We start from the raw sequence: 24,217 nt of genomic DNA on the forward strand, positions 1-24,217 counted from the left end.
AATTTCTCCCTTTAATAAAAATAATATTTTGTTTTAAAAGTATGCTTATTATTTAACCCCTTTTCTTTTAAGTGCTAAAAGCCTTTAGAGGGGAATAGGAGCCTTTCTTTTATGTTCGAATAGAAAGTTCGATCTAACGTTAGTGACGAAACGTCCTGAGTGTGACATTGGTGGGGATGTTAGAACAGGAGGGCAAATAGTAGTAATTAAGTATCTTAAAGCTCTTTGTAGGAAGTTGCAGGGAGTGTTGGAATAAGAAATTTTCTGATTAAGAGGGCTTTGTGACAGAGGTTCAAGACAGCGAGCAATTGGATTTTTTAGAAGGGGATGATATTAGTGCTTATGTGGTACTGACTTGTGGGCAACCCTCGGCTGATGGGAAAATGAACGTCGAGATGGTTTATGAAGGAGATCGAGAGTTGGTTAGATTTTTGTTAACCAAAGCGTTAGCTTCTTTAGATCAGCCCTAAACAAAAAAGAGGGTTCTAATGGGATTCGGCACTGTACGAGGAAAAGGAAAAGCTTTGAAATCCTTATTCCTAAGGCCTCTACAGAGTCTTGAAGTGGGCCTTTTATCATTACCTATAGTTCTATTGTTGGGTGAGGTTGGTTGTTTATCTCTGATCTCCTCGGTTCCTTTAGTAGTCGTTTTGGGTGTTATCGGTGTCTCCGTCGCCTTAGTTTCTTTTTTCCGTAATTGGGGCTATGGGATAGCCATTTTAGGGGCTATATTTTTGGGGATATCACTCTATAATCATTCCTCTATATCCATTTTTTGGGGAAGTTTACTAGTCTTTTCGTTCGTTGTTTCTCTTGGAGTATTTTTACTGAGCGTTTCCTTGGTTGAAGGCCTTATTAGAGAGAAAACAGCATCCTTAAAAAAAGTATCCATTTGTCGTGATGAACTTCAAGAATCATATAATCGAGAAGTGCAAGAGAGAAAAGATGGAGAGCTTTTTTTCCAGGGACAAGTAGCTGCTTTGGAACGGGAGCTTTCAGTCTGTTCTGATCAGCTTCAAGAGGTTTCTAGGAAATATACGCATGCGCATGAGGATTTGCAAGTTCTTATAGACCAAAGGGATGGTTGGTTAAAGGACTACATGACGTTGCATCAAGAGTACGTTCGGGCTATTTCAGGGTATGAAGAACAAACCCTTTTCCCTTGGAGGGTTTTCCAAGGACATTCTCAAGAGAGTGTGGATGATTCACAGCAAATACAAGTTTGTGAAAAACTTGCTGATTTAGAGAAGCTATGTGAAGAAGAAAGCGGTAGCAAGCGTTATGCTGAAGAGCGTTTAGAAAAGGTTTTATCAGATCTACTAGAAGCAACTCATCATCGAGAGAGTTTAGAAAAAGAGGTTGTCGAGAAAGATAAAGAGATCGAAGCTCTAAAACAAGAGATTTCGATGGAAAAACTCCAGAATTCTTCTGCTCATCATGAAAGGGCTGTTTATAAAGGTAAGTACTTGCAGTTGAGAGAACAATTCCAGGTGAAAGATGCCTTTCTTAAGAAAGCTAGACGCGAACGATTTTTAGCTCAGGAACAGCTATTGGCTTTGAAACGGGAAGAGGAAGAAGAAGCCTCAGATCCGTCCACGATGGATAGTTTTTTTATTATTCAAAACCTTTTATTACAGATTGAGGCGCTAGAAGAAGAAATCAATTATCTAGAAGAGTTAGTATTTCATAACCAGAATCTGTGATAAGCACTGTGTGCTCCCACTGTGCGCTAGGCTGGTGGTCACAGGTTCTTGCTTCCCAGTGGTTCGTGGGGTCAATGAATCCCTCCTTCTTCCCTACATTGATCATAGGTTCGATAGTAAAGGTCATCCCAGGAGCCAAAGGAATCTTACACGAATTTCTATGGTGTGCAACATAGGGATTTTCATGGAATCTTACTCCCACTCCATGTCCGACAAATTGATCAACAACAGAGAACCCATATCTGGCAGCACAATTTTCAATCACTTCGCCAATTTCGTAAAGAGGAAGATTGGGTTCTAAGATAGCAATAGCGGCGTTAAGAGCTTCTAGAGAAGCTTCACAGACCTTTTTTTTGATCTCTGGTACTTCTCCAATCATAACCATTCGGCTACAGTCTCCATAAAATCCATCTACAATGCAAGAGACATCAATGTTCATAATATCGCCATTTTGTAAAGGGGTATCATTGGGGATCCCATGGCAAATAACTTCGTTAAGAGAAGTACAAATAGTTTTTGGAAAAGGTGGCTGCCCGTAATTTAGGGGAGCTGGAATGGCATTATACTGTTTATGTAGATTACAAGAGAGTTGATCGAGTTCATTTGTAGTTACTCCCTCTTTAGCAGCTTTACATAAAGCATCAAGAATTCGAGCTGTAACTTGGCAAGCTTTACGAATCTTCTCTATTTGATCAGGAGTTTTGATGATAATATCGTAACGAGAAGCATAGAGCTGTCTTAAATTGTCACTAGGACGTTCTGGCTTTGTAGGGTAGTGGCAGTGTTTCCATTTTTTCTGACTGCCACACCAGCAAGGGTCATTTCTTTTCATACAAGGAACCAAAAGAAGTGGTTTTTGATTGTTTTTTTTCTTTCTATTGAAAATAGAGGGAATACTCTAGGCCATAACATAATACCCTATATTGAAAGCTGTGGAAATAGCTTTTAACATAAGATTTCCAGCCATTAAGGCTAAGCTAATGCCAAACAATCTCTCTAAAGCCAGCAACCCCATTTGGCCGAACAATCGGTTAATGGAGCTGGAAAAAAAGAGCGTAATCAAGGAGAAAGCCCAAGCGAGCATAATAGCTCCTAAAACAAGCTCTTTTGGAAAGATGCCTTCTTCCATATGTCCTAAGGTAGATGTGATCGTAGCGGGACCTGTGATAACAGGAAACGCTAAAGGATAGAATATTGGCTCATCCTCGTATTGGTCAAAGGTTTCTTCTTGGGAAGGAAGCGCTTTCATCATATTAATGGCAAGGGATCCAAGAAGAATCCCTCCTGTTAATTGAAATGCTGGTAAAGAGACTTCTAGTAAACGGAAGAATCCTTGACCAAATGTTATAAACAAAATCAAGGTGAGCAGAGCAAAGATACACTCCCGCAAAATAATGCGCTGCTGCTTTCGGAAAGAGAACTTCTTCAATAACGCAACAAAGACTGGTAAAGATCCCAGGGAGTTAAAAAGAGCATAAAAAAGTAAGGTAAGGCGAAACAGTGAATGTAGCATAAATATACCTCTGCTTTCTTATAGGAAAGTTTGCTGTAAACCAGATACAAGGAGTTGCGCGCCTATAATTACGACAACAAGTCCTAAAATGGTTTGTGTTGCAATGATTGCCTGAGAGCCTGCCTTGCTGGTTAGATGGAGAACAATTGTAGTTATCGACATCATTAACCAAGAAAGAAATAGCAACGCACAAATAATAGAAAAGGGGATTTGTTGCGTGGTTAAAGGTGCGCAGGCACACAACCACGAAGGCCCAATCATCAAAGGGAGCGCTATAGGCGCTACTTTGGGTGCATGAGAAAGAGAGGAAAACTTACCCCAACGGTCTGGATGGGTATTCCGAAGGATTGCTCGCATGCCCGCTAACATAACTCCGCATCCTCCAACAAAAGTGACTGCGCACGGAGGTGTTTGCAGGGAGTAAATAAGCCCTGAAAGCCCAGGATAAAAAATAAATACCCCTAGAAGAGCAAAAAGACTTTCGCGGATCAGTAGTAGAGCTTGGCTTTTTTTGGATAGATTACTAAGGATTTTATTGAGGACCTCGACATTAGTCATAGAATCCGAAGCCAAAAATAAGATACAGCTCTGAGACAATAAAAAGAATGACCAGTCCATAAAATATATTTGTAAGAAGGTTGATTGTGTCTGAAAAAAAAAGACCTTGGAAAATTTTAGTCCAAACTGAGATTTAGTGAAACTGAATTAATAAGAGAAGATTCAAAAATCTCATTGTTATCAAAAAAATGTGACAGAAGGACAGATGAGGAAATCTAACAGAGATCTGATGGATCATTAGAAATCAGGGTTTCGATAACGAAAGAATCAATAGATGCTTGCAGATCGGGATAAGTAGAAGATAATGTTGAGAGTAAGGTTTGTAGTAATTCCCGTGATAGAGAAGATTGTGTTTTAGCGAGTAAGGGAAGCGTAGCTTCCCATTGTGCTAGCTCATCGGACCGTATCTTAGGAGAATCTTTGGTGGCTTCTACATAGATCGCGAAAGCATCTTGGGGATATTCTTGGCAGAAATTTAAACTACGCGATAAAGCTTTTTGCATGCTACGAATTACCTGAGGAGTTGTGGCATGAGATCCTCTTTTCCCACATAAAAGGAGCTGTGGACCGGTAGGAGATCCATAAGTGTCGGAAAGGAAACAGTCGGTGGGGGCTCCTTTCAAAGAAATAGTTACCCCTTCAATGTTATAAAAAGCGCCATATAAGAAGTCTATTTGGTGAGAGAGCATGGGAGAAATCATATCCGCACTAACATTTTTGATAGCTGAAGGAACAACGTGATGTTCGCGTAAAGATTTGAGTAGTTGCGGTAGATTTTTAGAATCATTGAGGCAAAAGCCGAGTACTCGGCCATTAAGATCTTCCAGTTTGTTAATTCCCTCATGTTTTCGGTAAATGAGTCCTTGCAGAGAACTATCGATTAGTCTACCAACAACCTGAATCGGAGCCCCTCTAACCGCAGTTTTTAATATTCCCAAGCTGTGGTAGAGGGTGTAATCCACTTTTTCAAGAAGAAGATGAGGAATAGAGGAGCAGGTGTCAGTATTTTTTTGCAGAGTTAAAGAAATACCTTCATCTAGAAAAAATCCTTTTTCTACGCCTACATAAAGGGGTACGTGGTTGGGATTAGGAGTCCAGTCTAAGAGTAGCGTAAAGGACTTTTTAGGAAGGGGAGTAGTATCAGTGGATTTCTCTTTTAGGCAAAATAGTCCGATGAGCAAAGTAAGAGGAATGAATGCAAAGCGCCATTGTTTTTGTGGGGATTTACGAGACGATTTTTCAGTTCTGAAAAAAGAGAATACACTTCGTTCAAGAAGGAGAATACTGTAAAACAGGCTTAAGGTGAGTAGGGTAAGAACAGATATACCTGCTAGAGCCATTGCCATATCATAGTTTCTTCGACTTTCTAAAATTAGGATTCCTAAACCAGATTGGGCTGCCACCCATTCTCCGGCAATAGTTGCAAATCCTGCTGCACTCATAGCGATCTTAAGACCAGAGAAAATATGGGGGAGTCCATGAGGGATTCTTAGTTTAATGAGGGTTTGCCAGGTGGTTGCTTGACAAAGAGTAAATTGTTCTAACAGCTCTTCGGGAGGATTTTTGATTCCCTGATGAATAGTTAATGCTAAAGGGAAAAAAATGCTTAAAGCGGTTGGAATGATGACGGCCCTAGCTCCCCATCCAAACCAAAGAACGATTAAGGGAGTCAGAGTAAACATAGGAAGACACTGCACTAGGACGCATAAGGGATGTAATACTCCCTGAATGGAAGGGAATAAAAGCATGGTAACAGAGAGAGAGATCGAAAGTAGTAATGCTAAAAAGAATCCTCCTAAAATACCTTGAACTGTATACCAAGAATGTTGAAGAAGTACCGGGAAAGAGTTGATTCCTGTCATAAGCACTTTAGATGGAGGGGGGCATATAAAGCCAAAACTCGGGTAGTTTTGAGCAAAAAATTCCCAAAATCCTATCAAGGTGAGGATCATAAGTGCATAGCTAATAAACTTTTTCATGAGAGGAGAAAAGACTTCGTTATCGGAGGAGCATAAGGAAAGAGAACATATGCGGCAAGAGAATGATAGTTTAGGGATTGTAATGGTTCCTGAAGATAAATTATTTGGTGCTCAGACGGGGAGATCAAAAAATTTTTTCTCCTATGGAAAAGAATTGATGCCTATTGAGGTCATTCAGGCGTTGGTAAAAATTAAAAAATGTGCAGCTAAGGCAAATGGAGATTTGCAGTGTCTCGATGCTAAAAGGCGGGATATGATTGTGGCTGCTTCGGATGAAATTCTTTCCGGAGGATTAGAGGAACACTTCCCTTTAAAGGTATGGCAAACAGGAAGTGGAACCCAAAGCAATATGAATGTGAATGAGGTAATCGCTAATTTAGCGATTAAACGTCACGGAGGGGAGCTAGGAAGTAAAAATCCTGTGCATCCCAATGATCATGTGAATAAATCACAGTCTTCTAACGATGTTTTCCCTACGGCCATGCATATAGCTGCTGTGCAAAGTATAAAAGGTTCTTTAATACCGGCATTAGAACATTTACAAAAAAACCTTGATGCCAAAGCTTTAGAGTTTTCTAGAGACATTAAAATTGGAAGAACACATCTAATGGATGCCGTTCCAATGACTCTAGGGCAAGAGTTTTCTGGGTACAGTCATCAGTTACGTAGTTGTTTGGAGCGTATAGGTTTTTCCTTAACCCATCTTTACGAATTAGCGATTGGAGGGACTGCTGTTGGAACAGGATTAAATGTTCCTGAAGGTTTTGTAGATAAAGTAATTTATTATTTAAGGCAGGAAACGGGAGAGCCTTTTATTCCGGCTTCTAATTATTTTGCCGCATTGTCGAACCATGATGCTTTAGTGCAGGCTCATGGATCCTTAGCTGTTTTAGCTTGCTCTTTGATTAAGATCGCCACAGATTTGAGTTTCTTAGGTTCAGGACCTCGTTGCGGGTTAGGGGAAATTTTTTTCCCAGAAAACGAGCCGGGATCTTCCATCATGCCTGGAAAGATTAATCCTACTCAGAGTGAAGCTCTACAGATGGTGTGTTCTCAAGTTATTGGTAATAACCAATCCGTTATTTTCTCAGGGACTAAAGGGAACTTTGAGCTAAATGTTATGAAGCCTGTGATTATTTATGATTTTTTGCAGTCTGTAAACTTGTTATCGGGAGCTATGAGATCCTTTGCGGATTATTTTGTTAGCGGATTAAAGGTGAATAGAGGACAACTGCAACAAAATGTGGAAAGATCTTTGATGTTGGTTACGGCTTTAGCTCCTGTTTTAGGATATGATAAGTGTTCGAAGATTGCTCTAAAAGCTTTTCATGAAAATTTGAGTCTGAAAGAGGCCTGTGTATCATTAGGTTTTCTGTCTGAACAAGAGTTTGATACACATGTTGTTCCGGGATTGATGCTAGGGAAAAGAGAAAGGGAATAGATTTTAAGAAGAGGGTATGAAAAACATCCTCTTCAATCCTAATCATGAAGAGGATGAGGAATCTCAGAATACCTGTTATGCTATTGAGAAGATTTGCTCTCTAGCTTAATAAGAGCTTTAGCAAATAATAAAGCTCCTTTGATATTTGAAAATATGTGATCTACTCCGATCAACTCATCCACGTGATATCTTCTTAAGTCATTGAGAGGAGTTTTCTTTACGCCTGCTAAGAGCAGTAAAGTTCCTTGTCTATCGCATTCCAAGAAAAATTCTTCTAGGGCATGCATTGCCGATGCATCGATCGTAGGTACTCTGGTCATGCAAAGGATGAAAATTCTTGGAGGCTTTTCAATTTCATTTAATAAATTTTTTAATCGATCAGCAATTCCAAAGAAAAAAGGGCCATTAATTTCATAAATTTCTGTAAAAGGAGGCACTTCATTTTTGCTAAATAGTAGATCATTCTGAGGTTGTTCTGACTCATCAAAATACTGTGCAGTGGAAATGACATCGGAAAGATCGCTCATTCGTTTCATGAATAAAAAAGCTGCGAGCATCATTCCTACTTGTACGGCAGAAGTGATTGTAGTCATTACCGTAAGGATGAACACTGTTAGTAAGACTAAGATATCTTCCTTAGGAGCAGTGAATAGATGGATGAAGTGGTGAATTTCACTCATATTCCAAGCAATTAAAATCAAGACTGCAGCCAGACATGTTAAAGGTATTTTAATCGTTAAGGGAGCTAAAAGTAGTAGAATAAAGGTGAGACAGATTGCATGAATTATCCCTGCAATAGGTGTGCTAGCGCCGCATTTAATACTTGCCGTGGTTCTGGAAAGAGACCCCGTGACAGGCATGCCTGCAAACAAAGAAGTTCCAATATTAGCAATTCCTTGTCCAATTAGCTGACAATTGGATTGATGTCTCCACCCAGTCATTCCATCGGCAACCACAGCAGCTAGCAAGGTCTCGATTCCAGAAAGTACTGCAATAGTCAATGCATCTGGCATAAGTTGTAGCATTTTTGTAATGCTGATATGCGGGAAAACAGGTCCAGGTAAAGAACTGGGAAGAGTTCCATATCGGCTACCTATAGTAGGGATGTCTATTTTGAGAATCCATACTAAGGTTGATGCAATGATAATGGAAATCATTACTCCAGGGTAGCGGGGTTTATAATTTCGAAAATAGATCATTAAAAGTAGAGTAAATAAGCCAACCGCAAAGGTTTTGCTATCCCAGGTCCATAGATAATCCCAATAAGCTACCCATTTGCCAATAAAATCTAGAGGAACGCCATCTCCCATTTGTAATCCAAGAAAATCTCGGATTTGAGAAGAAAAAATAATCACTGCGATACCAGTTGTCAGACCAGTAACCACAGGATAGGGCATGTATTTAATAAAAGTTCCTAACCCTGCGAGACCGAAAATAATTAGGAAAATTCCGGCCATTAATGTGATGGTAAACAGTCCATCTTCTCCGTATTTGACACCAATACAGTAAAGAATAGAAATGAAGGAGCTGGTGGGGCCAGATATCAATACACGACTGCCTCCCAAAGCAGAGGCAAGAAATCCTCCAATGATAGACGCTAATAACCCCTGTAAGGGAGAAACTCCAATCCCTATCGCGATGGCAATAGCTAAAGGAAAGGCTAGAATTCCTGCAGTCAGCCCCGCAATAAAATCTTTTTTTAATGTGTTGAAAGAATACCCTTCTTTTAAGCAGGTAACTAGTTTAGGGACAAGGTGTTTAAAGGATAGTGAAACTTTCACCAGGACCTCTTCTGTGTTCGAAAAAGATGGTTCTTTTCTTATAGTAGAAAGGAATTTATCCAACGAGAAGAGAGGTAAGGAACTTTTCCGTAGGACAATCTTTCTATTTTTTATCACGAATAAGAACTAAATCGTAGTCTTTGTAAAACTGTTTTTAACATCGTTGTGTCAACGAATCCGTGATGAGTCTGTCTTGCAATCGGATAGGATAGCTAAACAGAGAACTGTTTTGGGCTGTGTAGAGAGATTCCCAGCTTAGAAGGCTTTCAGTCTCACAGTGAAAACAGGGGTGAAAACACTTTTGATGAAAAGGGCTTTCTATGCAACAGTTTTGCGGATGGATGAGGTGAGAAAATACTTTGCAATAGTAGGTTTTGATATTTTTTAGGGGAAATAGAGTGTCATTATTTTATTTTAATTCGTCAGCCATAAGTAGTAGAGGATAGTTTCCTTTTTTTATTGAGATAGAAAGGTTTTCCCTATAGTGTCGAAAACTACTTTTGTGTAACATGGTCTGGATTTTAGCCTTAGTAATCTTGTCTTTTGGATATTTCCTCTTTCGAGGGTTATTGTGTGCTAAGAGCTGGAGCCGAGCCCAAGATCTGCGTACAAGGTTGGATTCTGACAGTACGATGATATGTGTATACGCAGGGCCTTTTGGTTTCTCGTAATTGTTTTTGCCTAAGCTTCTGAGGGTTCTTGTTTTTCTGAATGAAGCCCTCAGAGTAAGATGCTTCTCGAGGTCTTTATGTTGAAGTTTCAGTTGTGTGCGTTGTTCCTTTTCGGGTATCTCGCGATAGTTTTTGAACACATAGTTCGGGTAAATAAATCTGCGGTCTCTCTTGCTATGGGGGGCTTGATGTGGTTAGTCTGTTTCTCCCACATGCCCCATATCGATCACGTTATAATGGCCGAAGAAATTGCTGATATGGCACAGGTCATCTTCTTTTTATTTGCAGCCATGGCCATTGTAGAGCTCATTGATGCTCATAAAGGATTCTCTATTGTTGTGCGGTGCTGTAATGTTGAATCCAGAAGCTTTTTGCTTTGGGTATTGCTCACTCTTTCCTTTTTCTTATCTGCAGCTCTAGACAACCTCACGTCCATTATTATCATTGTTTCTATTTTGAAGCGTCTTGTTAAAGCTCGAGAAGATCGGCTATTGCTGGGAGCACTTTGCGTGATAGGGGTAAATGCAGGAGGGGCATGGACACCTTTAGGAGATGTCACAACGACAATGCTTTGGATTAATGATAAAATTTCGACGGCAGGGATTATTACCTCTCTATTTCTTCCTAGTGTGGTTTGTGTAGTTGTTGCGGGAGTTTGTGGTCAGTTACTGTTAAAAAAGCGTCGTTGTTCAGGATTATTAGAGGATCTTGATAGTGAGCCCGCTCTCCCTAAAAGTAACCTAATTGCTTTTGTTGGTTTTGGCTCTTTACTTATGGTTCCTATGTGGAAAGCTGTATTGGGAGTGCCTCCCTTTATTGGGGCTTTGCTAGGACTTGGTTTAGTTTGGCTTGTTAGTGATTGGATTCATTCTCCTCATGGTGAGGGACGAAATCATCTGCGCATGCCGCACATTTTAACTAGAATAGACATTTCCTCTGTTACATTTTTCATTGGAATTTTGTTAGCTGTTAATGCACTAGCGTACTCTCACGTATTGCAAGATTTATCCGTGAGTATGGATGCCGTATTTTCTCGCAATACCCTTGCTATTTTACTAGGCTTAGTTTCATCTGTCTTAGATAATGTTCCGCTCGTTGCTGCTACAATAGGGATGTACGACCTTCCAATGAACGATCCTCTTTGGAAACTCATAGCCTATGCTGCAGGCACAGGAGGAAGTATTCTTATTATTGGATCTGCTGCAGGAGTTGCCTATATGGGAATGGAAAAGGTTAGCTTCGGTTGGTATGTGAAACATGCTTCTTGGATTGCTTTAATTAGCTATTTTGGGGGATTAGCAGTGTATTTTCTGATGGAAAATTTCATGGGATTATTCGCCTGATTTTGTCAGAAGATATAGTAAAAAATTTTTTAAAAATCTTTAAATAAAGGTGCGCTCCCAATATTATAGGCCCCTTTTTGAATGGAAAAATGGGTTTTGGAGAACATCGATTATGAAAATGAATAGGATTTTGCTACTGCTGCTAACCTTTTCTTCCGCTATACATTCTCCTTTGCATGGGGAAAGTTTAGTCTGTCAGAATGCTCTGAAAGATTTGAGTTTTTTGGAGCATTTGCTGCAAGTCAAGTATGCCCCTAAAACTTGGAAAGAACAGTATTTAGGTTGGGATCTTTCTAAAAGCTCTGTTTTTGCAGAGCAGAAATTGCGTTCCGAGGACAACCCTTCAACAAGCTTTTGTCAGCAAGTAATTGCGGACTTTATTGGAGCGTTGAGTGATTTTCATGCCGGGGTCTCTTTCTTTGCTGTAGAGAGTGCCTACCTTCCCTACTCTGTACAAAAAAGTAGCGATGGACGCTTCTATTTCGTTGATGTAATGACCTTTTCTTCTGATATTCGCGTCGGGGATGAGTTACTTGAGGTAGACGGGCAGCCTGTTGCAGAAGCACTTGCTACCCTATATGGAACCAATCACAAGGGGACTCTCGCTGAAGAATCTGCTGCTTTAAGAACGTTATTTTCTCGTATGGCTTCTTTAGGACATAAAGTCCCTTCCGGGAGAATCACCCTCAAAGTTCGTCGTTCTTCTGGTTCTGTGAAAGATGTGCGAGCAAAATGGCGTTATACTCCAGAAAGTGTAGGGGATTTAGCTACGATAGCTCCTTCCATAAAAGCTCCACAGCTGCAGAAGTCTATGAGAGGGGCCTTTCCTAAAAAAGAAAGTGTATTTCATCAGTCGAGCACTCTGTTTTATTCTCCAATGGTTCCTCATTTTTGGTCGGAGTTTCGTAATCACTACGCAACGAGTGGTTTAAAAAGTGGGTACAATATTGGGGATACCGATGGATTTTTCCCAGTCATGGGACCCGTTATTTGGGAGTCGGACGGAATTTTTCATGCTTATATTTTCCCCTTGGTTGATGAAAATGGTAGAAGCCATAACGTAGGATTTATCAGAATTCCTACGTATGGTTGGCAAGAGATGGAAGATTTAGATTCTATAGGGACACCTCCTTGGGAAGAGTTTGGTAAGATCATTACGCTATTTTCTGAAAAAACAGAGGCTTTGATCATTGACCAAACGAATAATCCTGGGGGGAGCGTTATGTATTTATACGGATTGCTCTCTATGTTGACGGATAAACCTTTAGATCTTCCTAAACATAGAATGATTCTAACTCAGGACGAAGTAGTTGATGCTTTAGATTGGTTGAATTTATTGGAAAATGTGGATACAAACGCAGAGGCTCGGATTGCTTTGGGAGATAATATGGAAGGATATCCCATTGACTTGCAGGCTGCTGAATATCTGAAAAGCTTTGCTCATCAGGTATTGGCATGTTGGAAGAATGGAGATATCGAATTATCTACACCGATTCCTCTTTTTGGGTTTGAGAAAATTCATCCACATCCTCGAGTCCAATATACTAAGCCTATTTGTGTTTTGATTAATGAACAGGATTTTTCTTGTGCGGATTTCTTCCCTGCTATTCTGAAAGACAATGACAGAGCCCTTGTCGTTGGAACTCGAACAGCGGGAGCTGGGGGATTTGTCTTCAATGTACAATTCCCTAACAGAACGGGAATTAAAAGTTGCTCTTTAACAGGATCTTTAGCAGTTAGAGAGCATGGGGATTTGATTGAAAATGTTGGGGTTGAACCTCATATTGAAATTCCTTTCACAGCTAATGATATTCGTTATAGAGGGTATTCTGAATATATTCAGAAAGTACAAAAATTGGTTGCTCAGCTAATCAATAATGACAGTGTAATTATTCTCTCAGAGGATGGAAGTTTTTAACTGTTATGTTTATTTGTAAGTTAAGTAAGGGCTTTTCGACTTTGTGTCGAGAGGCCCTTATTTTGTTTAAAATGTTAACGAAAGGAGGAGATAGTGCATGCGTAAGGTTATCATCTGTTCTCCTAGAGGTTTTTGTGCTGGAGTCATTCGCGCGGTACAAACTGTAGAAAGAGCTTTAGAGAAATGGGGAGCTCCTATTTATGTTAAGCATGAGATTGTTCATAATCGTCATGTTGTGGATAAGCTACGGGCTAAAGGAGCTATTTTTATTGAAGATTTACAAGAAGTCCCTTGCAATAGTCGAGTTATTTATTCAGCGCATGGTGTTCCCCCTTCTGTAAGGGAAGAAGCTAAAGAAAGGGGACTAATTACTATTGATGCAACATGTGGTCTTGTTACAAAAATTCATTCCGCGGTCAAAATGTATGCTCGGAGGGGATACCTTATTATTCTCATAGGTAAGAGAAAACATGTTGAGGTTATCGGGATATGTGGTGAAGCACCTGATAAAATTACTGTTGTGGAAAATATCGCTGAAGTAGAGGCGCTGACTTTTAGTACGAAGGATCTTTTGTTCTATGTGACGCAAACGACTTTAAGTATGGATGATTCTGCAGATATGATCGCTGCTTTAAAAGCTCGTTATCCTCAAATTATTACATTACCAAGTTCTTCTATCTGTTATGCTACGCAAAACCGTCAGAGCGCTTTACGCAATATTCTTCCGAAGGTGGAATTTGTTTATGTAATAGGGGATCCTAAAAGTTCCAATTCAAATCAGTTAAAAGCAGTTGCTGCAAGACGCGGTGTTGTAGCTCGGCTTGTAAATAATCCTGAAGAAATTACGGATGAAATTTTACAATATTCTGGGAATATTGGTGTGACAGCAGGAGCTTCGACTCCTGAAGATGTTGTACAGGCTTGTTTAACAAAATTACAGAAACTCATTCCAACTTTAGTTGTAGAAACGGATCTTTTTGTAGAAGAAGATACCATATTTCAACTCCCTAAAGAATTGCAGTGAAATCAATAAGATGAAGAAACTTCATCTTATTGATAAAGACTGCGGGCAGCATCATGTTGTGTTTGTAGAATTTGTAGTAAGAAGCTGTCCATATTTCTCCAGTGATCTTTGAGCTCTTCTATTGATCGGACCATTTCATCGTGTTCTAAGCGAAAAATTTCTTTATAACTTTCTGCTATAGTTCGTGTTGCATTGGCACGAAGATCATAAATAGTTGAAGAGACTTTTGCTAACTCGGACAGAGAGGCACAGACTTTCCCCATTCCTTCAAAGAAAACTTTTGATGAAGATTGTTTCCAGCCTCCCGTTGCTCTACGGATGATATTGAGTAGCCCTTCTCCTCCGACTTCTCCAATTATGGGAGAAATCGCTCCGAAAATACCTAAGGTAGCTGTGGCAATGCCTAGCCATTTTGTAATTTGAGCTTGTTTAGAGAAGGAATTAGCAATAGTTTTAGCTTCCTGCATGAAGTGTTCTCGAGCGGATCTTCGTTCAAGAAGATTTTGTTCTCGGCTGTTGAGCATAAGTTTCATGATTTCTGCACAGATGCGCAAAATATCTAAATGGTTTATGCGCATGCGTAGCAATTGACTGAGTTGAGACTGGGAAAGAGCAAACTCACAAACCTCTTGAGGTAAAGATTCTGGATGAAAGTTTTGTTTCTGTTGTTTCCTTGTACAAGGAGAAACATCTGTTTCATTTGATAAATCTTCCTTTTCTTCTTGTTGGTCAGAGTGATCTTGATTGTGATTGCGCTCCTGATCGACGTCTTTAGAATGACTTTCTTGATCATGTGATAGCCTTTCTCTGATAACAGTCTCTTTATGTGCCGCTGTCTCAAAAAGCGCCATAGGGCTGAGAGGTGCTCGAAAGGGAGAAAGTTTCTCTCGAGATGAAGAAAGATGACTGGAATCCTTGGTAAGCATTGCAGAGCGATTTTTCACTGAGGCAAGAGGACTTTCTTTGCTGAAGATCTTAACAGGAACATTCAAGGTTAGAACTGTGCTTCGTGAAGTAGCTTGGTTAGTTTGTGTAAGATGAGGGCAAGGTAGCGAAACTGTAAGTGGTGTGCCTCTTAGAGGAACAGTTTGTTGTGAAGTTGTGCATAAACGTCCTTGCATAGAAGAGGTTGAGGAAGTTTTAGGGGAAGGAATTGTGCGTTGCAGCATGCTTTGGCTTTGAGAATGATTGCGCTCCGATTGACTTGTTGAGGATTCCTGAGTAGATGTGGAGATGATTATTCGAGAAGAAGAACCGGATTGTTTAGAGGTATATTGAGTAAGTAGAGGCTCTTTTTGTGGAGAAAAGTATTTGGTCTCGGGGGAAAGAGTTTTTTCTGTTTGTGTAATGACAGATACACAAAGGTCAGAAAGGTTTCTTACTAAAGCTAATTGCTGTGATTCGGGAACTTGCACGTCGATAGAAAGATCAGAGGTTGCTTCACAAGCAGTTTCTGGCTGCTCTCCGGATAATATTATTTGTGGTGAAGGGGGTGTTTCTTGAGTTGCTGGGATCGTCATAATTCTGAATCGCTATCGTAAGGCTTCTACAAATGTCTGGCCAATTTCTTTTTGTAATTGTAGGGTTTCTGAGAGTTGTTCAAAAGAGGTTTGCATAGAATCAAGAAGCTGTTCCGTACGTAAAAAGTATTCATCACGTTCCCAATTCACTAGCTCGATCTGTGCATCGATTTGGGCGCAACGTGCACGAATTTTTTGGCTGCTGGATTGTAAAGAAAGAGCAATACCCTGTGTCAATCCAAGCATGCCAGATAATGCTGGGGAAATGGATTTGACAACCCCTTCTAAAAGGGGACTCATTCCTAATTTGGCAACGTATAAAGATGAGGCTGATAAGACACAGCTGAAAAGGGTTAAGGCGAGTTTAACATAACCAAGATAACGGATCTTCCTTTCTAGATCTTTGCCAGGGAGATGTTTGGCAATGGCCCGCCAACCATCAAAAACTTCTATAAGGGATATAACGATCATAATTAAGGCTGCGAAAAGAGAGAACCAAGAAAGGATTCCACCTCCCATAGCTATAATGGTTACAGCCACTCCCATTTCTGCCCACGGGACGATAGCTGCAACGAGGCTAGCTAGAGAATCCCAGAATCGCGTAGTCTTAGATTTATCAACAATTTTTTGCATCTGTTCGATGCGTTGCTGGTGCAGCATAGTTAATTCTTTTTGAGTGATTTCTAAATTTTCTTTGTGAGCGGAATAGGCAGAGAAATCTGAGAGAATGCCCTGTTTGGTGAGAAGATAGCTTAAGGAGAAAATTCCGACAGTAGGAGGAGTAATAACAGGGACTACTGTTATTGCCCGAGCTTTTCTTTTTTGTATTCTATGAGATTTTTGTTGAGAATGCGGATCTTCTTTTGAGGGATGATCAGAAGAATCTGGGTACTCGCTAAATGTTTGCGACGGTGAGGAAGGGGAATGAAACCAGGTATTCTTTTGTTCTTGTGCTACGGCATCCTCTTTTTTTGGTGAAATGAGCTGGGCTTTTAGAAGCGATTCTGTTTTAGGAGATGGGAGGGGTGTGTCTTCTATGAAGAAAGATGGGCGCTCGTGAGAAAGAGGGGTTGAAGAACTTTCGTTATGATCAAGGCTTTGAGGGATTGTTTCTGAAAATTGGAGAGACTGCGAGAAACTTTTTTCGGAGTTTTCTTTAGGTGGAGTTTGGGGAGAAAAGAGTCCTTTTGCCGACAACGTGCGAAGAGGAGTTTTAGTATGGTGTTGGGAAAAAAGGTTCCAAGGGGAAGATGTTGTAGTGCGTATGGTTGCAGAGAGCTGTGAGGAGGGGGAGCTTCCAAAAAGCAGAATACGTTCTTTAGATGTAGCCAATTGCAGTTTAGCAAGGGGTTTGGGAGAGGATTTAGATCTAGAAAAACAGTTGGCGAAAATTTTTTGTATGCAGGGAGGGGTAGTTTCTGTGGATAGAGAGCAGGAAAAAGGAAAAGTCTCTGATTGAGAAACAGGAGTAGAGGCATCTGGAATATCAGGTGATTGAGAAAGAACGATGTCTGTTGCTTGTGCAAACCAGGATGACATAATGACGTAAGTCCTCTGTGGTCTTATTTTAGGCGTACGATTTAATCGCTAAAATCTCTTCTTTTAAAGCATTGTAAGCAGAGCTTATCTTAGCTTTTTGCCATGCGAGATCTAGGGCTTTTTCAGCTTCTTCAGGATTGTTGAGAAGAGTGTAGCAGACATAGGCATAGTAATGAGGATAAGGATCTTTTTCCCTTAGGAATGCCGCTACACTATAGGCATGAAGGGCTTGTTGATATTTTTGGAGCATGTGGAGAGAAGCTCCTAATGAAAACCAAAACTTAGAAACGAAGGGATTAAAGAAAACCAACCAGTAGAAAGCCATAGAGCTTTCATCATACTCTCCTTGAAGGTAGGCATGGTATCCTTCTTTGTAAATCTGTTCAAGGTCTTCTGAAGATAATTTGAAAACTTTTTGATAAGTATCCAGAGGAATATTTTTGTTTGGTATATATTTCTCAAAATACGCTTCCATATCCTCTGGAAGAGGATGCAGATGCGGATGAGAACGAGAGATTTTATCAAGTAGATAGGCTAAATAACGCATTAGGGACGCAAGTTGTGGACAAAAGTGTCCATAAGTTCCTTCAAGAGTTTCAAAACATTAGATCTTGTTTGATGGCATTGAGAGACTTCTTGGAGAAGCCGTTGCATGTCTGTTCGTTCTAATTGAGTAATTTTCTCCATATTTTCTTTGAACATCTGGATGTTTTCTTTCAAAAGTTTTTTTTCATCTTCGGACCAGTTATACGAGTCTCCAATCGAGACTCCTAAGTTTTTTGCATGATCAACAAGAGCGCGCATTTCTGCATTTTGATCCCAGTCAATGGCTCCTTTCTCATTGTTAATTTTTGACAATAGCAGAGTAAGTGAATCAACATTATCTGTACGTTCCTTAACGCGTGCATAGAGCTTGTTTGCCTCGGCCTCTGCTTGGCCTAAAATTCTGGCCATAAGCTCCATGAAACGGGTGAAAACGTTTTCGATTCGAGGAGATTTTTTTGGGAGGGATTCCACAGAATTTTGAGAAGAAAATAATGACATGGGGGAAGGAGGCCTTTTCCGGAAAGTACTTTGACTAGATTTTTGGTTTGGAGTGGAGTTATAGGCAAAGTAGGAAACGGAGAAAGCCTCTTCAAGATTCTCATTTTCCTGATTCGATGACGTTTTGTTCTTATTTTTTCTCTCCGACGATATCTTTATGTTTTCTGATTGATCATCTTCCTGATAAGAATCATCTCCGTTGCGCTCTCGGTCAGAGTTTTCCCTTTGACGGCCCTCTTGTTTTTCTTTTTCTGTTGAACCAGTTTTGTTTGTTTGTCCAGATAGATCCTGTTCCTTTTGAGAAAAGAACGTTATTCCCGTTGAGAGCCCAGATTGGTGAGAGCGTGTATTATCGTTAGAAGAGTTTTGAGAGGAAGTTGGATTAGCTCGGTTATGAGGAACGATAGACGAAGGAACAGCTCTAACTATGTTTTGCTCTGAATGTGAAAATAGAGAGGGTTGTCCTTGCATAGCAAGGGGGCGGGCTAAAGGTTGAGTAGATGGCTCTTTAGAAGAGAGGGAAGGAAGGGACTGTGATGATGCCTTCGTTTGTAAAGAAAATATGGAAGATTTTGTTGTCGGATTGGGACGATTCGGAGAAACTGTGCTCTTTTGCAAAGAAAGAGGGGTGTCGGAAGAGGGAGTTTTTTCCAAATCTTGTACAAGTTCTGCAATTTGAATTTCCAGATCGACTGTTTCAGGAGGAAGGAAAATGAGGTTGTGTTGGAAAGCTGGGGGAAGGAGTCCCTCCTGAGCTGCATAAATGCTAGCGATTCCTAACAAGGAGATCAGAGATTCGTTACACCCCTCTTCAATAGATTGAGACAGAGTGACATCTCCTATGGTTGTTTTCAATACTCCTCTTTCTTGAACAGTGTTTTGGGATAAATTTTCTAGGTCTCCTTTGAAAGAAGGATTTGCTGACACACTGGAAAAAGGAGAAGAGGTATCCATAGTTGCAGAAGTTTGTATCACAGGCCTTTCAGAAAGGAGGGACCTTAGCTAAAAAAGTATTTTTCATGCAAGTTTGATGATTAATCTTTTAGAAAATGTTACTGTCTGAAATTCAGTATATTAATAGAGATTTCTATCTGTTGATGATAGGTGGGAATTACGCTGCAGAGATCAGGATGATCAGGAAGAAAAAGAGGAGATATTGATACAATGGAGTAGGAATATTTATTTTTTTTATCTGATCAAAAAGTGGAAAATCGCATCGTTCTTATCGATGCATAGAGACAAATAGTCCTAGAAGGTAATTAACTTATTGCTAAAATAAGCGGTTGGAGATACCATTGTCTTCTCTATTAATCATCTGTGCCCAGGTGGTGAAATTGGTAGACACGCTGGATTTAGGATCCAGTGCTTTGCGGCATGTAGGTTCAAGTCCTATCCTGGGCATGTCTTTCTTTCCAACTTTTTCAGATAGTGTTTGTGTTTTAATCGGGTAACCATGTCTGTGGCCTGTCTACAGCATTGGAAAAAGTGGGGGAAGATTAATGAAACAACTGTCGATCCTTGCAGGAATGCTTTCGTTAAGTTCTGCTGTTTTTGGGGTGGATGCTGTACATCTTGAGGATTTGGTTGGTCAATCCGAAAGCACTCTGGTTTCGGGAGTAGAGTTTGAAGATCAGGAAGGGAGAGAAACCCCTTACAGTTTCTACTACCCTTACCAATATGAGTATTATTATCCTGAAACAGGAGTTGATGAGGAAGCTATAGAAGATTCGGATAGGAATCTAGAGTGCCCTTGTAAGAAGAAAAAAGCTGAGAAAAAAAAGAAGACCTCTCAGACCTCTCGTCGAAGAAGATCCTAGGAACTACTCCTCGGATGATGGGTGTGAAATTTTTCAATAATGCTCTCAGAAGCTACATGCGTGTAGATTTCCGTGGAAGAGATGCGTGCATGTCCTAGCATTTCTTGAATAATTCGGAGATCTGCTTGGTTGTTGAGTAGGTGTGTGGCAAATGCGTGCCGCAAAGAGTGTGGTGAGATGTGTTTTGTTGTGACGAGTTTTGCATAGAAAGTAATGCGCTTCCATACACAAGAGCGTTCTAATTTTTTCCCTCTGATGGACAAAAATACATGTTCTTCAGAGGGATTTTTCTTTTGAAATCTTTCTCTAAACATGGTCAAGTACGAATCAATAGTCTGTCGTGCTTTGATACTAATAGGAACGAGACGAGTTTTCCTGCCCTTTCCAGTCACACGAATAAAATCATCACTGATATCTCCAATACAAAGATCACAGAGTTCGGATACACGAATTCCTGTAGCATAAAATGTATAAAGGATAGCCGTATCTCTGTTTGCTATATAAGCATCTAAATTCAGAGTATTAAGCGGCTGATTCAGTAGGGAGTTGACTTCTTCTGTTGAAAGAATAGAAGGAAGCCTTTTCCAGACTTTAGGATGTTCTATGAAAGGCTGCTGATGGATAAGCTTAGCGTCTTTTAGGAAATGGAAGAACACTTTTAGGGCAATCAATCGCCTTGCTAAAGTCGTTTCTGATTCTTTTGCTTGATGACATTTTTCTACAAAAAGAAAAACACTCTCTTGGTTGATCATGTCTGTAGTTTCAATGGGTACGCGTTGCAAAAAAAGAAGGATATCTTGGCAATAAGCTTGAACAGAAAGAGGGGCGATACCGCGGTCGACAGAAAGAAAGATTGTAAACTGTTCTATCAACTGTTGATGAAGGGGGAAAAGCATGGACATCTTTTTACTTGAAGCTGAAAAACAAGAAGTATCATCAGACTTTTTATATGGATAAACATTTTTAGAATATAAGAATGCGTTCTTCCTCTGTTTAAAATAAGAGTTCTTTTAATCCTAAGCTTAGGGTGTGTTTATTGATAATAACCTTTCTAAAAGGTACCATAGAAGGTCCCTCAATTGCTTTGAAGGAAGAGCCGTTAAAATAATAATGGGATTGGGGGAGACTAGTACAAAGGGCTGGGAGTTTTATGATTAAGATAGCACAAAGTTTCAAACCTTACATAATGGAGCCTGGAGTCAAGATCCCTATTCCTGGTTCGACTTTGTACGCACAGGTATTTCCTTCGCTTTGGAGAATATTCTCTGCCTCACATACGCTATTAGACGAGGGAAGAATTCCTGTAAAAGGTCCTTTGAAACGTTTTGTAGTATTTCAGAACTTGAGTCGAGGAGGAGTTGCTGTACTGTCTGAACAGTATAAGTATTACCTTTCTCCTCAAGGATTTTATACCTCTTCTATAGCGGACCTTCCTCACTCTTCTTTTTATCCTGGGGAATATGTTTCTTTTGGAGTGCACAAGCACGCAGATTTGGAAAAAATTCGGAGGAGAAAAGATCTTAAAGAGATCCTTCCTTTCTTATTTCGGCACGGAGTGCTTTTGCAAAAGCAAGCTTTGCAACCTTTAGAAAAAACAGAGGTGTCTCTTCTCTTAAAGAAGTTGGACGAGGTGATCGCTGAAGTTGATAAAGAAAATGTGTATGCTTTATTAGTAAATTTCATTTACTCCGGGTTATCTAAAACTTTGTTGCCGCGTCTGTATGATGAAGAATATCAGGGGATAGTATCAGAAGATCCTAGACAAGGGAATGAGGAAGTTCCTTTTGCATTACTGAGAGCTGCTGCACTCAGTATGCAAAAGATCTTTATTCAAGAGCAGGAAGGAGTTGTGACCTTGTTACCCGTACTTCCCCCCGAATTCCCTTGCGGTCGTTGGGTTGGCCTTTCCCTTGATATTGGGGAAATTTCCTTCGAATGGACTAAAAAAACGATTCGAAGGGTAGTTTTGAAAGCTCATTCTTCAAGAGAAATCGTGGTAACCAGTCCAGGAGTTCGATTGTGTCGTTTCCGTATTGAGGAACAGGGTAAGATTATCTCTTGTAAAATTAAAAAAAATTTAGAAAAGGTGGAGATAAAAGCGGGAACCACGTATCTATGGGACCGTTTTTGTAAATAAACGCAGAAAATGTCGTGGATCCTTTCTTCTTAAATACACAACATGTAGAGCTTCTTGTTTCAGGGAAACAGAGTAGCCCGCAAGATCTTTTAGGAATTGTTTCTGAAAGTCTGAATCAGGATCGGATAGTTCTTTTTCGTCCTGGAGCAAAGACTGTTTTTGTTGAGCTGCAAGGAAAGATTCAGCAAGCAGAATCGCATCATTCAGGGATTTTTTCTCTCCCTGTCACGAAAGGAATTTCTCCTCAAGACTATCGAGTGTATCATCAAAATGGTCTATTAGCTCATGATCCCTATGCATTTCCTTTGCTTTGGGGAGAAATCGATTCTTTTTTATTCCATGAAGGGACCCATCAGCATATCTATGATCGCATGGGTGCTATTCCTTGTGAAATTGGAGGGGTGCCTGGAGTGCGGTTTGTTATTTGGGCTCCGCATGCTCAAAGAGTTTCTGTTGTTGGAGATTTTAACTGCTGGCATGGACTTGTTAACCCTCTTCATAAAGTTTCAGATCAAGGAGTTTGGGAGTTATTTGTTCCTGGCCTCACGGCAGGTTCTTGTTATAAGTGGGAAATAGTTACAGCATCTGGTCAGGTTCTTATCAAATCTGATCCTTATGGTAAATTTTTTGGATCTCCTCCGCAAAGCGTTTCTGTTGTTGTGGATGATCGCTATGAGTGGGGAGATAAAGAGTGGTTAGACGAGCGCTCTAAAAAAGCCGAAGGCCCTATGAATATTTATGAAGTGCATGTAGGGTCTTGGAGATGGCAAGAAGAGCAGCCTTTAAATTATAGAGAGTTAGCTGATCAACTGTCCCTCTATTGTAAGCAGATGCATTATACGCATGTGGAGTTGCTCCCTGTAACAGAGCATCCTTTGAATGAATCTTGGGGATATCAAACAACAGGATATTATGCTCCAACTAGTCGTTACGGTTCTTTTGAGGATTTACAGTATTTTATAGATACCATGCATCAGCATGGTATTGGGGTTATTTTGGACTGGGTTCCGGGACATTTCCCTGTAGATTCTTTTGCAATGAGTAATTTTGATGGTACACCATTATACGAGTATACTAGAAATCCTAGTCCATTGCATCCTCATTGGCATACATATACCTTTGATTATGCCAAGCCTGAGGTTTGTAATTTCTTATTAGGGAGTGCTCTATTTTGGATAGATAAAATGCATATAGATGGTATCCGAGTCGATGCTGTTTCTTCCATGCTTTATCTTGATTATGGACGAAATCCAGGGGAGTGGATTCCGAATCGCTATGGGGGAAGAGAAAACCTTGATGCAGTCCGTTTTCTTCAGCAATTTAACACAATCATTCATGAGAAGTATCCAGGTGTCTTGACCTTTGCTGAAGAGTCTACAACATTCCCCAAGATCACTGTGTCTGTGGAAGAAGGAGGATTAGGTTTTGATTATAAATGGAATATGGGCTGGATGCATGATACATTGCATTATTTTGAAAAAGATTTTCCTTACCGGCCATATCATCAAAGCGATCTGACTTTCCCTCAGTGGTATGCCTTTAGTGAAAGGTTCTTGCTACCATTTTCTCATGACGAGGTAGTTCATGGGAAACGGAGTTTAATTGGTAAAATGCCTGGGGATGCCTGGAGACAGTTCGCTCAGTTACGTTTGCTATTGGGGTATCAAATCTGTCAACCAGGGAAGAAATTGCTCTTTATGGGCGGAGAATTTGGGCAAGGACGAGAGTGGTCGCCGAATCGCGAATTGGATTGGGATTTATTGGATATCCATTACCATCAGGGAGTACATTTATGCTCTCAAAAGTTAAACTCCTTATATGTGAATAGCCCTCAGTTGTGGAAAGGAGATCATTTACCACAGAGTTTTCGTTGGATAGATTTTAGTGATACTCGTAATGGTGTTGTTGCTTATTTGCGATTTGCTTCTGATGAGGATAAGGAAGCATTGCTTTGCGTGCATCATTTTGGCGTGAATCATTTCCTTCATTACATTTTACCGATGCTCCCTATGAAATCGTGTTCTTTGCTTATGAATACAGACGATTTAGCGTTTGGGGGATCGGGCAAAGGTTTTCGAAATCCCAAAATGTTAACTCCTGAAATGGTTAGAAAAGAGAAAACCTCTTCAGAACTAGCTCCTCTGGATGATGATGGTAGCGTTGCTTGGGGATTAGATATCGAGATGCCTCCGTCAGCAACGCTCATTTTTTCTGTAACACTACAATAAT

The 24,217-nt window shown here is 40.2% G+C and carries 19 protein-coding genes and 1 tRNA gene; 10 read left to right on the forward strand and 10 right to left on the reverse strand.

The window, feature by feature from the left end; genetic code table 11:
• The first annotated feature begins 281 nt into the window (after positions 1-281).
• Both TC_RS01200 and TC_RS01205 read left to right on the forward strand, forming a co-directional pair.
• On the forward strand, positions 282-470 hold the full coding sequence (locus TC_RS01200; RefSeq protein WP_010229909.1) for a hypothetical protein: 189 nt from the start codon (positions 282-284) through the stop codon (positions 468-470).
• Between the two features lie 18 nt (positions 471-488).
• Positions 489-1,703: a membrane protein gene (locus tag TC_RS01205; RefSeq protein WP_010229912.1), complete on the forward strand. Its 1,215-nt coding sequence runs from the start codon at positions 489-491 to the stop codon at positions 1,701-1,703.
• Here the strand turns inward: TC_RS01205 and TC_RS01210 are convergent.
• The 4 genes from TC_RS01210 to TC_RS01225 form a co-directional block, all read right to left on the reverse strand.
• Positions 1,660-2,535 carry a methionyl aminopeptidase gene (locus TC_RS01210; RefSeq protein ID WP_010229916.1) on the reverse strand — a complete coding sequence of 292 codons (876 nt, stop codon included), beginning with the start codon at positions 2,533-2,535 and terminating at the stop codon, positions 1,660-1,662. The two genes, TC_RS01205 and TC_RS01210, sit on opposite strands and share 44 nt — an antisense overlap.
• Before the next feature lie 66 nt (positions 2,536-2,601).
• Positions 2,602-3,216, reverse strand: a complete 615-nt coding sequence (locus TC_RS01215; RefSeq protein WP_010229920.1) for a MarC family protein — start codon at positions 3,214-3,216, stop codon at positions 2,602-2,604.
• An 18-nt stretch (positions 3,217-3,234) separates the two neighbouring features.
• Positions 3,235-3,834, reverse strand: a complete 600-nt coding sequence (locus TC_RS01220) for a MarC family protein (RefSeq protein ID WP_010229921.1) — start codon at positions 3,832-3,834, stop codon at positions 3,235-3,237.
• A gap of 155 nt (positions 3,835-3,989) precedes the next feature.
• Positions 3,990-5,753 (reverse strand): ABC transporter substrate-binding protein, encoded by a 1,764-nt coding sequence (locus TC_RS01225; RefSeq protein WP_010229923.1) that lies wholly within the window; start codon positions 5,751-5,753, stop codon positions 3,990-3,992.
• Positions 5,754-5,802: 49 nt separating this feature from the next.
• On the opposite strand from TC_RS01225, the gene fumC reads away from it, so the two are divergent.
• Positions 5,803-7,194 (forward strand): class II fumarate hydratase, encoded by a 1,392-nt coding sequence (gene fumC / locus TC_RS01230; protein ID WP_010229926.1) that lies wholly within the window; start codon positions 5,803-5,805, stop codon positions 7,192-7,194.
• An 80-nt stretch (positions 7,195-7,274) separates the two neighbouring features.
• On the opposite strand, the gene TC_RS01235 is transcribed toward fumC, so the two are convergent.
• Positions 7,275-8,978, reverse strand: a complete 1,704-nt coding sequence (locus tag TC_RS01235) for a solute carrier family 26 protein (protein WP_100065016.1) — start codon at positions 8,976-8,978, stop codon at positions 7,275-7,277.
• Between the two features lie 745 nt (positions 8,979-9,723).
• On the opposite strand from TC_RS01235, the gene TC_RS01245 reads away from it, so the two are divergent.
• The 3 genes from TC_RS01245 (at position 9,724) to ispH (ending at position 13,931) form a co-directional block, all read left to right on the forward strand.
• Positions 9,724-10,989, forward strand: coding sequence for an NhaD family Na+:H+ antiporter (locus TC_RS01245; protein WP_010229935.1), 1,266 nt, complete (start codon positions 9,724-9,726; stop codon positions 10,987-10,989).
• A 112-nt stretch (positions 10,990-11,101) separates the two neighbouring features.
• A complete protein-coding gene (locus TC_RS01250; protein WP_010229939.1) occupies positions 11,102-12,907 on the forward strand; it encodes a protease-like activity factor CPAF in 1,806 nt (601 codons plus the stop codon).
• A 97-nt stretch (positions 12,908-13,004) separates the two neighbouring features.
• Positions 13,005-13,931: a 4-hydroxy-3-methylbut-2-enyl diphosphate reductase gene (gene ispH / locus TC_RS01255; protein ID WP_010229942.1), complete on the forward strand. Its 927-nt coding sequence runs from the start codon at positions 13,005-13,007 to the stop codon at positions 13,929-13,931.
• Positions 13,932-13,957: 26 nt separating this feature from the next.
• On the opposite strand, the gene TC_RS01260 is transcribed toward ispH, so the two are convergent.
• The 4 genes from TC_RS01260 to TC_RS01275 are packed head-to-tail and all read right to left on the reverse strand — an operon-like array spanning position 13,958 to position 18,988.
• Positions 13,958-15,451 carry a hypothetical protein gene (locus tag TC_RS01260; protein ID WP_010229944.1) on the reverse strand — a complete coding sequence of 498 codons (1,494 nt, stop codon included), beginning with the start codon at positions 15,449-15,451 and terminating at the stop codon, positions 13,958-13,960.
• 12 nt (positions 15,452-15,463) lie between these two features.
• Complete coding sequence (locus tag TC_RS01265) at positions 15,464-16,990, reverse strand: hypothetical protein (RefSeq protein WP_010229946.1); 1,527 nt, start codon at positions 16,988-16,990, stop codon at positions 15,464-15,466.
• A gap of 28 nt (positions 16,991-17,018) precedes the next feature.
• Positions 17,019-17,537 (reverse strand): SycD/LcrH family type III secretion system chaperone, encoded by a 519-nt coding sequence (locus tag TC_RS01270; protein ID WP_010229948.1) that lies wholly within the window; start codon positions 17,535-17,537, stop codon positions 17,019-17,021.
• Positions 17,537-18,988, reverse strand: a complete 1,452-nt coding sequence (locus TC_RS01275; RefSeq protein WP_029589507.1) for a hypothetical protein — start codon at positions 18,986-18,988, stop codon at positions 17,537-17,539. Before TC_RS01275 ends, TC_RS01270 begins: the two co-directional genes overlap by 1 nt.
• Before the next feature lie 365 nt (positions 18,989-19,353).
• Between TC_RS01275 and TC_RS01280 the strand changes: the two genes are divergently transcribed.
• Positions 19,354-19,435 (forward strand) — tRNA-Leu (locus TC_RS01280).
• Between the two features lie 98 nt (positions 19,436-19,533).
• The gene (locus TC_RS01285; RefSeq protein WP_010229951.1) at positions 19,534-19,851 is read left to right on the forward strand and encodes a hypothetical protein; all 318 of its coding nucleotides are present in this window, start codon (positions 19,534-19,536) and stop codon (positions 19,849-19,851) included.
• Here the strand turns inward: TC_RS01285 and TC_RS01290 are convergent.
• A complete protein-coding gene (locus TC_RS01290) occupies positions 19,848-20,753 on the reverse strand; it encodes a site-specific tyrosine recombinase XerD (protein WP_010904294.1) in 906 nt (301 codons plus the stop codon). The genes TC_RS01285 and TC_RS01290 overlap by 4 nt on opposite strands.
• Positions 20,754-21,001: 248 nt before the next feature.
• On the opposite strand from TC_RS01290, the gene TC_RS01295 reads away from it, so the two are divergent.
• Together TC_RS01295 and glgB are read left to right on the forward strand one after the other, a co-directional pair.
• Positions 21,002-21,988 (forward strand): glycoside hydrolase family 95-like protein, encoded by a 987-nt coding sequence (locus tag TC_RS01295; RefSeq protein WP_010229955.1) that lies wholly within the window; start codon positions 21,002-21,004, stop codon positions 21,986-21,988.
• Between the two features lie 14 nt (positions 21,989-22,002).
• Complete coding sequence (gene glgB / locus TC_RS01300; RefSeq protein ID WP_010229958.1) at positions 22,003-24,216, forward strand: 1,4-alpha-glucan branching protein GlgB; 2,214 nt, start codon at positions 22,003-22,005, stop codon at positions 24,214-24,216.
• Position 24,217 lies beyond the last annotated feature (1 nt).

It is taken from the genome of Chlamydia muridarum str. Nigg (assembly GCF_000006685.1).
Classification (GTDB): domain Bacteria; phylum Chlamydiota; class Chlamydiia; order Chlamydiales; family Chlamydiaceae; genus Chlamydia; species Chlamydia muridarum.

Coding starts and splice junctions, on each gene's coding strand:
- TC_RS01205 (WP_010229912.1), top strand. CDS start 489: ATGGGATTCGGCACTGTACGAGGAAAAGGAAAAGCTTTGAAATCCTTA.
- TC_RS01210 (WP_010229916.1), bottom strand. CDS start 2,535: ATGAAAAGAAATGACCCTTGCTGGTGTGGCAGTCAGAAAAAATGGAAA.
- TC_RS01215 (WP_010229920.1), bottom strand. CDS start 3,216: ATGCTACATTCACTGTTTCGCCTTACCTTACTTTTTTATGCTCTTTTT.
- TC_RS01220 (WP_010229921.1), bottom strand. CDS start 3,834: ATGGACTGGTCATTCTTTTTATTGTCTCAGAGCTGTATCTTATTTTTG.
- TC_RS01225 (WP_010229923.1), bottom strand. CDS start 5,753: ATGAAAAAGTTTATTAGCTATGCACTTATGATCCTCACCTTGATAGGA.
- fumC (WP_010229926.1), top strand. CDS start 5,803: ATGCGGCAAGAGAATGATAGTTTAGGGATTGTAATGGTTCCTGAAGAT.
- TC_RS01245 (WP_010229935.1), top strand. CDS start 9,724: ATGTTGAAGTTTCAGTTGTGTGCGTTGTTCCTTTTCGGGTATCTCGCG.
- TC_RS01250 (WP_010229939.1), top strand. CDS start 11,102: ATGAAAATGAATAGGATTTTGCTACTGCTGCTAACCTTTTCTTCCGCT.
- ispH (WP_010229942.1), top strand. CDS start 13,005: ATGCGTAAGGTTATCATCTGTTCTCCTAGAGGTTTTTGTGCTGGAGTC.
- TC_RS01260 (WP_010229944.1), bottom strand. CDS start 15,451: ATGACGATCCCAGCAACTCAAGAAACACCCCCTTCACCACAAATAATA.
- TC_RS01265 (WP_010229946.1), bottom strand. CDS start 16,990: ATGTCATCCTGGTTTGCACAAGCAACAGACATCGTTCTTTCTCAATCA.
- TC_RS01270 (WP_010229948.1), bottom strand. CDS start 17,537: ATGCGTTATTTAGCCTATCTACTTGATAAAATCTCTCGTTCTCATCCG.
- TC_RS01275 (WP_029589507.1), bottom strand. CDS start 18,988: ATGGATACCTCTTCTCCTTTTTCCAGTGTGTCAGCAAATCCTTCTTTC.
- TC_RS01285 (WP_010229951.1), top strand. CDS start 19,534: ATGAAACAACTGTCGATCCTTGCAGGAATGCTTTCGTTAAGTTCTGCT.
- TC_RS01290 (WP_010904294.1), bottom strand. CDS start 20,753: ATGTCCATGCTTTTCCCCCTTCATCAACAGTTGATAGAACAGTTTACA.
- TC_RS01295 (WP_010229955.1), top strand. CDS start 21,002: ATGATTAAGATAGCACAAAGTTTCAAACCTTACATAATGGAGCCTGGA.